General features: G+C 56.0%; 9 protein-coding genes. All 9 read right to left on the bottom strand.

Annotated features, from left to right (window positions below; translation table 11 throughout):
• Positions 1-3: 3 nt before the first annotated feature.
• Complete coding sequence (locus C3938_RS15040) at positions 4-828, bottom strand: plasmid partitioning protein (protein WP_105104049.1); 825 nt, start codon at positions 826-828, stop codon at positions 4-6.
• 86 nt (positions 829-914) lie between these two features.
• Positions 915-2,546 carry a long-chain-fatty-acid--CoA ligase gene (locus C3938_RS15035; protein WP_105104048.1) on the bottom strand — a complete coding sequence of 544 codons (1,632 nt, stop codon included), beginning with the start codon at positions 2,544-2,546 and terminating at the stop codon, positions 915-917.
• A 79-nt stretch (positions 2,547-2,625) separates the two neighbouring features.
• On the bottom strand, positions 2,626-4,902 hold the full coding sequence (locus C3938_RS15030) for a TonB-dependent receptor (protein ID WP_199775621.1): 2,277 nt from the start codon (positions 4,900-4,902) through the stop codon (positions 2,626-2,628).
• Positions 4,903-4,932: 30 nt separating this feature from the next.
• Entirely contained in the window at positions 4,933-5,763 is an 831-nt protein-coding gene (locus C3938_RS15025) for an alpha/beta fold hydrolase (RefSeq protein ID WP_105104047.1), read from the bottom strand.
• Positions 5,764-5,924: 161 nt separating this feature from the next.
• A complete protein-coding gene (locus tag C3938_RS15020; RefSeq protein ID WP_105104046.1) occupies positions 5,925-6,560 on the bottom strand; it encodes a TetR/AcrR family transcriptional regulator in 636 nt (211 codons plus the stop codon).
• Positions 6,561-6,724: 164 nt separating this feature from the next.
• On the bottom strand, positions 6,725-9,064 hold the full coding sequence (locus C3938_RS15015; RefSeq protein WP_105104045.1) for a DNA polymerase II: 2,340 nt from the start codon (positions 9,062-9,064) through the stop codon (positions 6,725-6,727).
• 136 nt (positions 9,065-9,200) lie between these two features.
• A complete protein-coding gene (locus C3938_RS15010; protein WP_199775620.1) occupies positions 9,201-10,430 on the bottom strand; it encodes a sensor histidine kinase in 1,230 nt (409 codons plus the stop codon).
• Positions 10,430-11,107 carry a response regulator transcription factor gene (locus C3938_RS15005; RefSeq protein WP_199775662.1) on the bottom strand — a complete coding sequence of 226 codons (678 nt, stop codon included), beginning with the start codon at positions 11,105-11,107 and terminating at the stop codon, positions 10,430-10,432. The genes C3938_RS15010 and C3938_RS15005 overlap by 1 nt, the downstream gene beginning before the upstream one ends.
• Before the next feature lie 83 nt (positions 11,108-11,190).
• Entirely contained in the window at positions 11,191-13,575 is a 2,385-nt protein-coding gene (locus C3938_RS15000) for a TonB-dependent receptor (RefSeq protein ID WP_105104042.1), read from the bottom strand.
• Positions 13,576-13,753: the final 178 nt, after the last annotated feature.

The raw sequence follows: 13,753 nt of genomic DNA, 5'->3' as shown, positions 1-13,753 counted from the left end.
CCTTTATTGGTGCGCGTTAAACCAACTCACGACCGCATTCGGGGAACTGGGGAACCATTCATGACTGCCCATCACCTCGGTCAACCGGTCGGTTTCTATCCCTTCCCAAAGTAGTCGATCGTAGTAGAGATCCATGGCCCACCATGGAGCGATGGTATCCAGAAAGCCGTGAACGAACCGCGTCGGCGGGTGGTCGTCCGGCAGGTTCAAAGGCACGACACAAGCGGGACCGGCACAAACAGCGTAAGAGGCGGAGTGAACCACCAGCGCTTTGAATTCGCCAGGCCAGCTGACTGCCATACGGCTGGTGTTGTAACCGCCACTGGAAATTCCGGTAGCGTATTTCCTATCTCCATTTAACGGTCCAAACAAACCAGCATCGATTGCATCGAATACATTGTTCAGGAAGCTGTAGTCAGTACTGAGCTCGTAAATTTCGTCGGGCGAGAGCATATTGGTATGCCATGCCAACTCCGCCGGGGCGCGCGGAGCAATAACAGCATAGCCCGCATCCAGCAGGGCTTTGATTGTCCGCGCCTCCCAGTAGCCGCCAAAAGGGTCGTTTTTCTTGCGGGAAAACTCCACAGGCAGGAAGGAGCCCTGATATATCAATGCCACTGGCCAGCCACCCGCCGGCGGTGTGCCGAGGGGAAGCTCCCAGATTACTTCACGATCGGTAATGGCACTGGAGGGGATACGTATTCCCCGGTATGTGCAGTCAATTCGTTCCTGTTTGAACCAGCTCCCCGGCGTAATCGTGCAGCGAGATTCAGCAGTGGCCTGTTGTACAGCAAAACAACACAACAGCGTCGCTATTATTTTTTTCATAAGACACCTGTTTGTTAGATTAGTCGTTTACACTCATCATTCTTCCACCATCCTGGTAGTACCGCAGACACCTCCATAATTCGTTGTCAGGCGGGTTCGAGCTGTGGCCAGTGAAAATCAGCCAGCTGTGCTCTCAGATCCTTTTTGCTGATCTTCCCCGTTGCCGTATGAGGAATTTCATCGACAATCAGGCAGCCATCCGGAATCCACCATCTGGCGACCTTGCCATGAAATTTTGCGAGCACTTCCTGCGGATTCAATTGGACTCCGGGAATGGGAACCACCAGTAACAGCGGACGCTCATCCCACTTTTCATGGGCAATACCGATCACGGCGGCCTCTTGAACCCCCTCCATTGCCACGGCGAGGTTTTCCAATTCGATGGAGGAAATCCACTCCCCACCAGACTTGATCACATCCTTAGTGCGATCGGTGATACCCAGATACCCATCAGCGTCAATCGTGGCGACATCTCCGGTATCGAACCAACCGTCCTCTGTCAGCGCAGTGTCATCCGCCTTGAAATACCGTTCACAGATCCAGGGGCCACGCACTTGTAGCGCACCATACGCAATACCATCGCGCGGTAATTCCACGCCGTCCTCACGCACAATGCGCATCTCCACCCCGTAAACTGCACGTCCCTGCTTGAGTCGCAGGCGTTTGGATTCTTCCGCAGCGAGACCACCCGGCACGCGCCCGTTATACGTCCCGAGTGGGCTCATCTCGGTCATGCCCCAAGCGTGATGGGTATAAACGTTGTGACGTTCCTCGAATTCTTCCATGATCGACCAGGGACAGGCGGCGCCACCTACGATGACGCGGTTCAGGCTCGGAATCTGCAAGTCGGTTTCGCGTAAATATTTCAGCAGGGCCAGCCATACCGTAGGCACTCCGGCGGCAACATTCACATTCTCTTCCCGAATCAGCGTGCACAGTGTTTCCCCACAGCCCATTTTCGGGCCAGGAAGCACCAGCTTGGCCCCCATCACGGGAGCGGCATAGGGTAGTGACCAGGCATTAACATGAAACATCGGCACAACCGGTAAAACCGCTTCACCTTGTTGCAGGGCAAACGCGTCGGGAAGAAGTACACCGTAGGTATGCAAAACCATGGCGCGGTGTGAAAAGAGCACCCCTTTAGGGTTGCCCGTCGTACCGGATGTGTAACACAAGGCCGCAGGAGCGTTTTCGTCCAGCTCCGGCCATTCGAAATCAGTATGCTCCCCTGAGAGCAGGGTTTCGTAACAGTGCACATTGGGTAGCTTGGTAGCCGGCATATGTGCCTCATCGGTGAGGATCACTATACCCAGAACCGACGTGAGCTGGTCAGCGACAGACTCCAGTAGTGGTACGAAGGCGGGATCAATAAACAGCCAACGATCATCTGCATGGTTGACGATATAGACGATCTGTTCGGCGAAAAGGCGCGGATTGATGGTATGACAGACCAAACCGCTACATGAAGTCGCGTAATAGATTTCAAAATGGCGGTAGTCATTCCAGGCCAAGGTGCCGATACGGTCGCCGGCGCGTGCGCCAACTCGCTGCAAGGCGTTGGCAAGTTGACCCGCACGTGCAAACGCCTCCGTGTAGCGGTAGCGGTGTCGGTCGTTGTCTGCCGTGATAGAGACAATTTCCCGCCCTGGAAAATTATTCTGCGCATGGCGCATGATACCGGTCAGGGTAAGCTGGCTTTGCATCATCAGACCCAGCATGGTTTCTCCCCCTATCATTTATTAGAGCGCAGGAGTGAGCACCGCCAGGATTGGCGGCACTCACTCTCAAAAGATATGGTTAAAGATCGAAATTAAGGCGCAGGGCCAGTGTGCGAGGATCACCGTAAAAACCGGTAACTATGGGGAAACCGGAGCCTCGCAGATCATAGCCGGTGGTACGGTATTCTTCATCGGCGAGATTCTTGCCCTCCAGTGCCAAACGCCAACTGCCACTCGGCGGCGTAAATACTACGGTGGCATTCCAGAGACCATAACCCTCCTGGAAAACAAGGTCACTGAGGTCGGTTGTCGGATAGACGTCATCCCGATAGCTATAGCTGAGGCGGGCATTCAACTCGCCGAGATCTGCCAGCGGAAAGTTGAAATTACCGTTTAACGAGTAGGCCAACTCGGGGGTGTTCGTGAACTCCTGCTCGTTCGCAACATCCACGCCACTGGAAATATACTCCTTGTACTCCGCATCCAGCCAGGTGGCGTTACCGCTCAGGGTGAAGAAATCGCTGGGGGCCCACAAGTATTCCAATTCCAGCCCCTGGATTACACCCGCACCGGCGTTTGTGAAGTCACCAAAGAAACTGTCAGGATTGCCATCTCCCGTGGTGTCTACACCGGTAAAAATACTGAGCTGAATGTCTTCATAATCGCTATAGAAGAGAGCTGCGTTCAGTCGAACGGTTGGCGACAGATCCGATTTAAACCCCACTTCATAGCTGGCAACACGCTCAGGCTTGTAGGGGCTCTGAGACTCGGGTACCTGTACCGTGTTAGCCCGGATATTGTAACCACCGCTTTTGAAGCCTTCGCTGTAGCTGGCATAGAGCATCGTGGTCTGGTTAAGCTGGTGATCAATGCCTACACGCGGTGAAAAATCGGTCCAACTTTCAGACTCGTCAAAGTCTGCGGTAACCTGGCCACTGGGAGTGGTGAAGTTCTCATCCACAAACCCCTGATTCAAAACAATCGCGCGCTTTTCCTCGCGATTGAATCGCGCCCCCAGGCTCAATGCCGTGTTGTCGGTCAGGCTGTAATTGAGATCACCAAACAGTGCCAGTGCATCTGTCTGAACCTCGCCGCCACTGTAACCATAGATTGCCATTACCGGCCCGATGATTGTTTCTAACCCCGGCGCAACCAGCGCTGTCGGAAGACCGAAACGGTTGCGCACATTCCCGCCCGCCGTCGCGTCCATCCAGTAAAGGCCGAACACACCGTCGAGCTTCTCGCCACTGTACTGCCATTGGAACTCCTGGCTCAGTTGATCATCGACCTGAATGCCGTCAACATCGGCTATCGGATGGGGTGTCGCATCGAAGTCGATTGCCTGGTTGTATCGCCCTTCCCGATAGGCCGTAATGGACTTGAAGCCCCAGTTACCCTGCCCTTCCCAGGCAACCGTTACGGCAGTACCGGAATTGTCGGTGTCGTTCGCCTGATTCTGGAAGCCGTTGTCAACATCGTAGCGATCATCGCTCACTGGCAGCGGCGCCGCACCGCTGAAAAATGGCTCAAACACATTGGGCACCAAGCGTCGAGCGCCGCGCACGGCGGACCGGTCGTAAACAACATCGTGGGCGAGGTTTACCGACCAGCTGTCGTTTGGCCGCCATTCAATAGCCGCTCGGCCTGCGTATAACTGTTTGTCGGAAACCTCGGCACCGGTGAATCGGTTTTCACCAAAGCCATCGCGCTCGAAAGAACCCACCGCCACCCGCGCGTACACGTTTTCTCCCAGAGGAGTACTGATTGCTGCCTTGAAATCCCGCTGGTTGTAACTGCCCAGCGCAGTACTCAGTGAAATCTCTGTTTCTTCGCCGATAGGTCTGCTGACATACTTGATTGCACCACCAATGGTATTGCGCCCATAAAGTGTTCCCTGAGGACCACGCAGCACTTCTACCCGCTCCACATCCAGCATTTCCAGCATCGCGCCCTGAGGCCGCGCCATATAAACATCGTCAACATAGATACCGACGCCCGGCTCAACACCCCATAGTGGGTCTGATTGACCTATCCCGCGAATATAGGCGGTCACTGTGGAAGTGGTTGCGCGTGCAGCGTAAACAGTAAGTCCAGGCGCCTGAGCCTGCAGATCACCGAGATTAGTAACACCGGCCTTCAGCAACTCCTCGCTGTTCATGGCACTGACAGCCTGGGGTACTTCCTGCAGGCTTTCGTCCCGACGGCGCGCAGAAACGACTATTTCTTCCATGGCTCCGGCGGATTCCTGGGCGTAGACCAGTGGCACACTGACAACACTAAGCCCACTCAACCCTGCCATTGCCAAAGGCAGATGCTTCAAATGAAAACCAGGTACCGCATTATTTTTATTGAACATACCCAATTCCTCTCTCTCGCTTTTATTGTTTCAGTTGGTTATTACTGCTTCCAACGGTCTTACTTCCTGTTCAACATGGTCACTCAAAAAATCACGGATCAACTGATTGCACACGTCGGGGCTGTCCATGGGTGAGGCATGTCCGGAGTTTTTGATCACGGACAATCGGGCATTGCCAAGTGTTGCAACATATTCCGCTTTGTACGAAACCGGGGTGTAGTCATTGTCCGCAGACAAAATCAGTGCCGGCATCTGGCTCCCTGCAACCTCAGCACAGACATTGAAATCGCCAATGGCCCGTAGCACGCGTACGTAGGAATCCGTATCAACAGCGTCGATGCTGCTCAGGAAAGCCTCTCGCAGCGGTTGCTGTTCTTTATGGGGGAAGAGTTTCGGTGCTATTTTTTTTGCCAGCATCGGCAAGCCAAACGTACGAATCAGAAGTGTGCGGAAAGCGACCAAAAAGCTCATCCGCCACTGGCCGGAGGTGAGACCCGGGCCGGAATTGATCACGGTGATAGAGCGCAGTCGATCGGGGCTATCGGCCAGTAGCTGAAACAGAACCATACCGCCGAGTGAGAGACCCACGACATGAGCCCGAGGGATTTGCAGGTGATCCAGGAGTGCCCTCACATCACCGGCAAGATCTGCCATGCTCACCGGCGCATGAATCGGGTCACTATCCCCGTGCCCCGGAAAATCGAGCGTGAGGACGCGATACTCGTTCGCCAAGCCGTTGATCTGCGGCCCCCAATCAGTGCCGCGCGAGCCCAGTCCATGCAGCAGCAACAGTGGCTCGCCATGGTTTGGGTTATCGTCCGAGAAATGCAGCCGGCGTCCACCGTTTGAAAAATGCGGCATGATATCTACTCATCTCGCTGTTGTTATTGTTGTTTCTTTCCACGGCATCGCGGAATCGGAATTCATCTTCCGAAAAATGATACTAATCGTCCGTTTCTGAGTTTGCAAGGGGTTCGCCGGAAGGAATGGTGTAAAAAAGCGCCAATAAAACCGAACGTGCGCTATTTGGGCCCGCGGAGATACCCGAGCAGAAGCCGCGCTATTTCTTCGCGAAGCTGCTCTGGTTTCAGGCCTCCAAGGGTGCCGGTCACGGTATGTTGGTTTAGCGCCCCCAAGACCATGTGAACGCCGGAAGATACCGCCTGGCGGGGGTTGGGATGAACCACCTGATCCATAAATGGCGTCAGGCAATCGCAGGCCGTAGCAGAAATATGCATGTTGAGCTGGTGCACCCTATCGCGGAACGTCGCACTCCGGGACGCCCGCAGAATCACCGCGCGCAACACGCCGCGGCGGCCAGTGTAAACATCGATATAGGTATCCGTCAGCAGACGCACACCTTCATACAAATTTTGGCACTGAGTGCCAGCATCGCGCAGTTGGCTTGTAGTATCAGCCAACCGCTGCATGAATCGCTGCAACAGGAGTAATGAGAGCGTGTCCTTATCGCCCAACAGTCGATAAAAGGTACCCACTGAAGATTCTGCGAGGCTCGCAATTTCCGTCACACTCGCCTCTTCAAACCGGTTGCCAGCAAGCAACTCTTCCCCAACGGTGAGCAGCCGCTCCAATGCCTGGCGGCTTCGAACCTGACTGGGCTCAGGCACTTGAACCAACGATAAATCAAGCTGTGACATAGATGTTGCTTCTATCCCCTAGGCCGCCCCACCTGCGGCAGATTGTCATGGCACCCAACGTCGGGCCATCTAATTCGGGGGATATTATCACGCTCATTAAAGATAAGTTGTGTGGAACCCGGTTTCATCGCTATCGGTGGTTTTGTGCGGACCGCTACGCGTCATCACACGCCGAACAGCCCCAGCTGCCCATCCACCAGGCTGTCGAAATCCAGATCGATGAAGGGCAATATGGCATCGGCCACCGGCTTGAGCTGCCGGTCGATATAGTGCTGGTAATCAATCGGTGACTGACGGTAATCCACCGGCTCCGGGCCGCTGAGGGTGATGACGTAACGAATCCAGCCCTTGTTCTGATATTTGGGTGAAAGCCCCTGCTGGCGGCGGTGTTCATCGGCGAGTCGCGCCGCGCGCACCTGCGGCGGTATGTTTTTTATGTATTGCTCCAGTTTCCGCCGGAGCCGCTTGCGATACACCAGCTGATCGTCCATCTCCCCTGCCCGGGTTTTCTCCACCATATCGCGGATATAGCCGGACGGATCCTCCCCCTTAAACGCCATCCCGTAGAGCTGGGTCTGGAACTTTTTGGCCAGGGCGGTCCAGTCGCTGCGCACCGTTTCCAGGCCCTTGAATACCAGCTTTTCCTCGCCCCCTTTCACTACCAGGCCCGCGTAGCGTTTCTTGGAGCCGGCCTCGGAGCCGCGAATGGTGGGCATCAGAAAGCGCTGGTAGTGGGTTTCGAATTCCAGCTCCAGTTCGCACTCCAGTGCCAGCTCGTCTTTGAGTTTGTTCCGCCAGCGCGTGTTGATCTCGCTGGCCAGGTGCTTGCCGATCGTATCCGCCTCTTCGAGGCTGGGGTGGCCACTCAGCCAGACAAAGGTGGAATCGGTATCGCCGTATATGACCTGATGGCCCAGTTCCTCGATCCAGCGCGCCGTCTGCTGCATGATCTCGTGACCGCGCAGGGTGATGGAGCTGGCCAGGCGGGTGTCGTAAAAACGGCAGCCCCCGGAACCCAACACGCCGTAGAAAGAATTCATGATGATCTTGATCGCCTGAGAGCGGGCGGCATCCTGCTCCTGCTTGGCGATGTCGCGCTGGGCCCAGAGGTTGGTGATGATGTCCGGCAGGAAATGTTTGTCACGGGAAAAGCGCGCACCGCGAAAACCGGGAATAGCATTGTCATCCACCAAGCCTTCGACCAGCCCCATCGGATCAATTTTGAAGGTGCGGATAATGCTGGGATACAGGCTCTTGAAATCCAGCACCAGCACGTTGTCGTACAGACCCGGCCGGGAATCCATGACATAACCACCCGGGCTCGCCAGGCCGCCGTCGGCCGGCAGGTTGGGTGCCACATAGCGGCTGCGGTGTAGTCTGGGCAGGTAGAGGTTGGTGAAGGCCGCCACGGAGCCGCCGCTGCGGTCGAGCTCAAGCCCGGTGAGCTGAGCCCGCAGGCGCAGGTAATCCAGCAACCGCGTGTGCTGGAATATATCCCAGACCAGGCGGCAGTCTTCCAGGTTGTAGGCCGCCAGCTTGGGTTTGTTATGGCGAAAATCGTGTTCAATCGCGGCCAGGCGGTTGTCCACGTCTTCGGTGTCCTTGCCTCTTCCCAGCAGCGTCTGGGACACGAACTCCAGGCTGAAGCTTTCAAAGTTGTAGGTAGCGCTCTTCAGACCGTCGATGCCGTCCAGCACCACCCGGCCCGGCAGCGTCACAAAGCCCTGGCTGCCCTCCCCGCCGTCACGCCAGCGCGCATCTGTGCCACCGCGCCCCAGCTTCAGGCGCAGGCCATGGCGCGCTGCCCGTTTCAGCAGCAGCCGAAAATCAAAGTCCACCACGGACCAGCCGATGATGATGTCCGGGTCCAGGCCCTGGATCCTGGCCTCCAGGACCTTGAGCAGGGCCCGCTCGTCTTCCACCCAGTGGATGGTGGTATCGGCGCTCTGCGGCTGCCCCACCATCAGTACCTCCTCCGCGCCATGCCCGTAGAGGCCGATGGAATAAAGCTCCCCCTGACCGGAGCACTCCACATCCAGCGAAACCACCCTGAAATCCGGCTGCACCTCGGCGCCTTTGAGGCGCACCTGGCGGTATTCCGTGTAGCCGTCTTTGGCCCGGGCTTCACCTTCAAAGTAGAGGCCACCGCGGGCAAAGCGCTCCATCAGGTAACGGTCGTGGAGTCGAAAATCCGCCTCAAACACCTCGATGCCGCGAGTTTGCAACAGGGCCTGGGCCCGGCGGTGGGCGTCGATGGTGGGGAAATACAGCATGGCCGCTTCCTCGCGGCCAAAGGTCTGGAAGCCCAGCTGCTGCCAATCGCAGGGCACGCCGGCCAACGCCTCGGTCACCTGGGTGTGGTCCGCGACCCTCACCATAAAGACCGGGCGCTCGCCTTCAATAACCAGCTTGACCGGGCCCTCGGGCGTGGCCAGCCAGTAGTGGATGCAGGTGCTGCCGCGCTGATCAAAGCTGTGGCGGGTGAGGAGAAATCCTTGGGGCAAGAGACTGTACTGGGTTGAGGCTTGGGTCGGCGCCGGTGTTGATGATTGGCGCCATTCTACTGGATAAATACACAGATATCAGTATCGCCAGCGCCGGACGAGAGGGCCCTGGCGTCTGCCCTCGTCACCATGCAAGTCACCACGCAAGACGGGCGATGACACGCGCCTCGTCGGCGTGCAGCGAAAACGACCAGCCATTGCGCTCACACAGCCGTTGAACGATACCCAGCCCCAGACCATACCCTTGAGACGGCGCCTCGACCGGCGTGGGCCGTTTATCCGCTTCACTGCCTACCTGGTTGGTGACGAATAGCTCATGCTCACTGATACGAATCGTAACCGGCACCTGCCCGTTGAGCGTGTGCTCGAACGCATTTCGCACCAGATTATTGACCGCGATGGAAAAAGCCTGCGGATGCCCGCAGACGCTGGGATTCACGAGTTCGTCGATATCAACATCGACGAACTTGCCGTTCAACAGGTGGCGCTGTTGATCTATCGCCTGGCTTACCAGCGGCTTCACTAGAAACTGCTCGTCATACAACCCATCGTCGGTTTCGCGAGCGAGGCACAAGAACATTTCAACGGTGGCTTTCATCTCGAGCGCCGCATACCTCACCCGATCTACCGCCTTCCTATCGGTCGCCGACAGATCACTTTCTTCCAGCAGTTCAAGCGCGCCCAGTATCACGGTGATCGGCGTACGCAACTCATGACTGGCCGAACTGGTAAAGTATCTCTCCCTCTCAACAAATGCGCTGATACGCTCAAGCGTCTTCTCAATGGTCCTGGCGAGCACGCCAACCTCATCATCACCGAACCGGCTGGACGCTATGCGTTTATGATCTTCCGCCGATAGCTTTTCCGGGTCGATGTCCGCAACCACGTGAGCGAGTTGCACAACAGGAGCGACCGCTCTGCGCATCACGACAACGCCCAGCCCGAAACCAAGCACACCGAGCGTACCCACGACTCCGGTGATAACGAGCAGCCACCACCAATCCTCTGAAGACGCAGCCTCAATGCCGGCAACATCAAAAACCACAAATGCGCGTCGCTGTTCGTTGCCGGTGCGTATTACCGCGACATGTAACTCTTCGGCATCGAATTCATACAAGCCTTCATCGGGATTTGTCAGCGCCCATTCCCTGAGTGATTCCGGCAAGCGGCCAACCTCATCGTATCCGCGCAGGCTCATCGTCAGCGAGGGATAGCTTTCAGCGGCACGCTGCAGCTGATGCGCCAGCACACGGTCCTCGCTCAATCGGATCGCAGAGAAAAACGCGAATCCCCAGACCACGCTGAGTACAGCAACACACACAGCAAAGGCAATGGCGACGCGCTTGCGCAAACTGTACCGGTACATCAATGAGTATCCTCGGCAATCCGGTACCCGATGCGATGCACCGTATGAATCAACGGGCGATCAAATGGTCGATCGATCGCCTGCCGCAATTTGTACATATGCGAGCGAAGCGCATCACCATCGGGGCGCTCATCCGCCCACAACAATGTTTCCAGATCATCGCGGGCCACCACAGACGGGGCCACTTTCATCAATCGGTGAAGTAGCCTCATGCCGGCAGGGGTGAGATCGATGTGCCGCCCCGCACGATAGACTTGCTGGGTGGAACGGTTCAGGGTCAGGTCACCTACCGTCAACAGGTTCGCGGCTTTACCGTGACTACGTTTGTACAGCGCCTGCAGTCGCGCATGGAGCTCCTGTAATGCGAAGGGCTTGATCAAATAGTCATCGGCCCCTGCCTCGAACCCCTTGAGCTTGTCGTCAAGGGTATCCCGCGCGGTTAGCATAAGCACAGGCGTTTCCAATTGGGCATCCGCTCGCAGCTTCTGGCAGAAACTCAGGCCATCCATCCCCGGCAGCTTCAGGTCCAGAACAATAACATCGAACGGATTCGTCAACGCCAGGTGCATAGCGCTGATACCGTCATAGGCAAAATCCATAACATAGCTATGCTTTTCGAGATAAGCGGCAATGTTCTCGCAAATGCCGCGACTGTCTTCGACAATCAACACTCGAATCGGCGCCGCACCAAGCGCATCTACCATCTACTGCTCCCCCATTACCAGGCTCGATTACCCGGGCACGATTTACCAGGCCTGATTTACCAGGCATAGTCCAGACGCAAACCAATAAGCGGCTCGGCTTCGCTCTCGTCTTCCACTTCAACACCTCGGCGGTAGTCAAACTCGGTATCGTCACTCGAGGACGCTGCCGTCAGGTTGATAACATCGAGAAAGGCCGTTGCATCTACGGGGCCAAAGGCACGCCGATAGTCAACGCGAACGTTGAACATGGCGGTGCTGTCTTTGCGACCGACATTACGCTCAGTGATCTCTTTCGAGTAGCGCAGTGGTTGCCCCTCCCCCAACACGTCTGAGTGAATGATAAACGCATCATCTGGTCTGCCGGAAAGATATTTGTAGCGCCCCGCCACCTTCCAGCGGTCGCTGATTTCCCAGGTGAGGCCGAGGGTAGCGACATGCTCACGGTTGAACTCGGCCGCCACGGCACCACGACCATCTTTGCGGTCCACTTCGGCATCGTTGTATGAGTAGGTTGCCGTAGCGTAAATACCCTCGCGAATCGTGCCATTGGCCACGATATCAACACCGTATGACGTGCCGTCGCCAATGTTGGCAAAGGTGCCGCTGGCTCGGTCAAGGTCTACCACCAGCTTGTCAAGGTTTTGATAATAGGCTTCCGTCAGCACCGACCAGCTGTTGTTCGGAAAGTATTCAAAACCGATACTAGCGTGCGTGATTTCTTCGTTTTCGAGGTCGTTCGACTCATTAGCCGCGAGATCCAAAAACCGCGGCGACTGATGAAAGAGTCCTGCCGTCACAAAGTATCTAACCGTTTTACCCGGCCGCCAATTGACGCCGAACCGGGGCGACGCAAAGCTTTCGTCCGCAAAACCGTCCCGCTCCAACCGCACGCCGGAGCGAAAATCCCAGTCTCCAAACTCAAAAACCTGTTCTACGTAACCTGCGTAGCTCGTTGCTTTCTGATTGAGAGAAGAGTTGATGTTTTCGGGCGTCAGCACAATAAAACGCTGATCGGGGTCTTGCCTGAAATCATCGTCGTCGTAGACGAACCGGATCCAATCGCCATCCAGGACGGTGCTATAGTCCAGCTCAGTTTGTGTGACTCGAAGACCGGCACTGAACACACCCCATTGATTCAGCGTCTCGAAGTCGCTGCGCCAGCCGATCTCGGTCTCACCCTCACCGACGGTAATAATGTCTTCCCGCACCGGAAAACTGGATGCCGGTGATCCCTCAGGTACGAGATCCGGAAAGGATTCACCCTCTGAACTGATCTTGTCGCTGGTGCGGTAGTAAACCTTGTTGGTCAATACAGCTTCTTCACCGATCAATGATCGCAAGGTGAAGCCGTACAAATCACTATCCTGTTCCGAGTATTGAAGCGCAGCATCTTCGAAATTGGGCGAGGCAAACACGTGCGTCACATCGCGAAAATAGTCTTCGTGCGTGTCGATCAATAGAACTTCGAAGGTGTGGTTCTGGTTGATTGGCACAACCGACTTTACGATGACGTCTCTTAAGACAGGCGCGCCAATGTCGAGTTCTTCAATCGTTTCAAAAAATGAGCCGAAGTCCAGTCGACGCGCAGAGACAAGCAACGTAGAGTCTTCCGTGATACCGGCAGGACCATCGTAACCAACTTCATAGCCGGCAATGTCAAAGCGCAGACTTGCGGAAGGGCTTGGGTTGCCATCCGCAACTTCCAGTTTGAGTAATGATGCAGCCCGGCCGCCATACGCCGCACTCCACCCACCCGGTGAGAATTCTGCACCACTGATCACGTTCGGAGCGAAAATCGAGAAGCGGCCACCGCCGCCGACATCCTCTTCTTCACCCAGCGTCGCATCAAAGTGCACCGCCTTATCAAACGGGAAATCATCAACGAATAACAGATTATCCCTTGGGCCACGTCCGCGCACGCTAAAGCTCGCGAACTCACTGGCGGATGCCAGGCCAGGCAAACCATCCAGCGAGAGGAGTGGATCCGAGCCGCCACCAACCGCACTGCGCAGCGCTTCCCTATCCAGGTAGGTACTGCTGGCGGATGCCAATACATCGGCTTGCTGAGCCCGGACCTCCACCTCCTCAATGGCCTGCTCGCGAAGTTCGAATTCAATTTTGAGATTCTTGCGCGTCACCACGCGCACGCTTGGCTCATAGGATGAACTGAACCCGCCTTTGGCTACGTTCACCGAGTAGAGACCGGGGTCGAGCAGTTCAACGACAATACGACCTTGTGCATCCGTTTGTACAGATCGCGTGGAATTGGTTTCCCGCTCCCTGATTACAATCTGCGCGGATGACAGTGGCCGATCCGTATTCTGATCCTTGACGACGATCGTCAACGCACCGGGCGTCTCTGCTGCGTGGGTAATAAGTGGAGTTCCCATCAACACCGCCGATAGAGTCAACCGCGATACCTGTCTCAATTGCCTGCTCATATTGTGTTCCCTTCAACGATCTGCCGTTATTATTTGGTGAAACGCTGGAAGGTTAGCAATGCAAATGTGACTGAAATGTCGCTGAGATGTGTAGGCTACACCAGGGCCCGGTTAACTACCCGGGTTCAACACAATGGAAATACCGGCATCCTGCTATTTGGCACGCAAAGTTACTTGT

It is taken from the genome of Microbulbifer pacificus (assembly GCF_002959965.1).
Lineage (GTDB): Bacteria > Pseudomonadota > Gammaproteobacteria > Pseudomonadales > Cellvibrionaceae > Microbulbifer > Microbulbifer pacificus_A.
Note: the sequence above shows the minus strand (reverse complement) of the source record. Positions and strands in the feature narration are given on the sequence as shown.

Coding starts and splice junctions, on each gene's coding strand:
- C3938_RS15000 (WP_105104042.1), bottom strand. CDS start 13,575: ATGAGCAGGCAATTGAGACAGGTATCGCGGTTGACTCTATCGGCGGTG.
- C3938_RS15020 (WP_105104046.1), bottom strand. CDS start 6,560: ATGTCACAGCTTGATTTATCGTTGGTTCAAGTGCCTGAGCCCAGTCAG.
- C3938_RS15040 (WP_105104049.1), bottom strand. CDS start 828: ATGAAAAAAATAATAGCGACGCTGTTGTGTTGTTTTGCTGTACAACAG.
- C3938_RS15035 (WP_105104048.1), bottom strand. CDS start 2,546: ATGCTGGGTCTGATGATGCAAAGCCAGCTTACCCTGACCGGTATCATG.
- C3938_RS15010 (WP_199775620.1), bottom strand. CDS start 10,430: ATGTACCGGTACAGTTTGCGCAAGCGCGTCGCCATTGCCTTTGCTGTG.
- C3938_RS15030 (WP_199775621.1), bottom strand. CDS start 4,902: ATGTTCAATAAAAATAATGCGGTACCTGGTTTTCATTTGAAGCATCTG.
- C3938_RS15025 (WP_105104047.1), bottom strand. CDS start 5,763: ATGCCGCATTTTTCAAACGGTGGACGCCGGCTGCATTTCTCGGACGAT.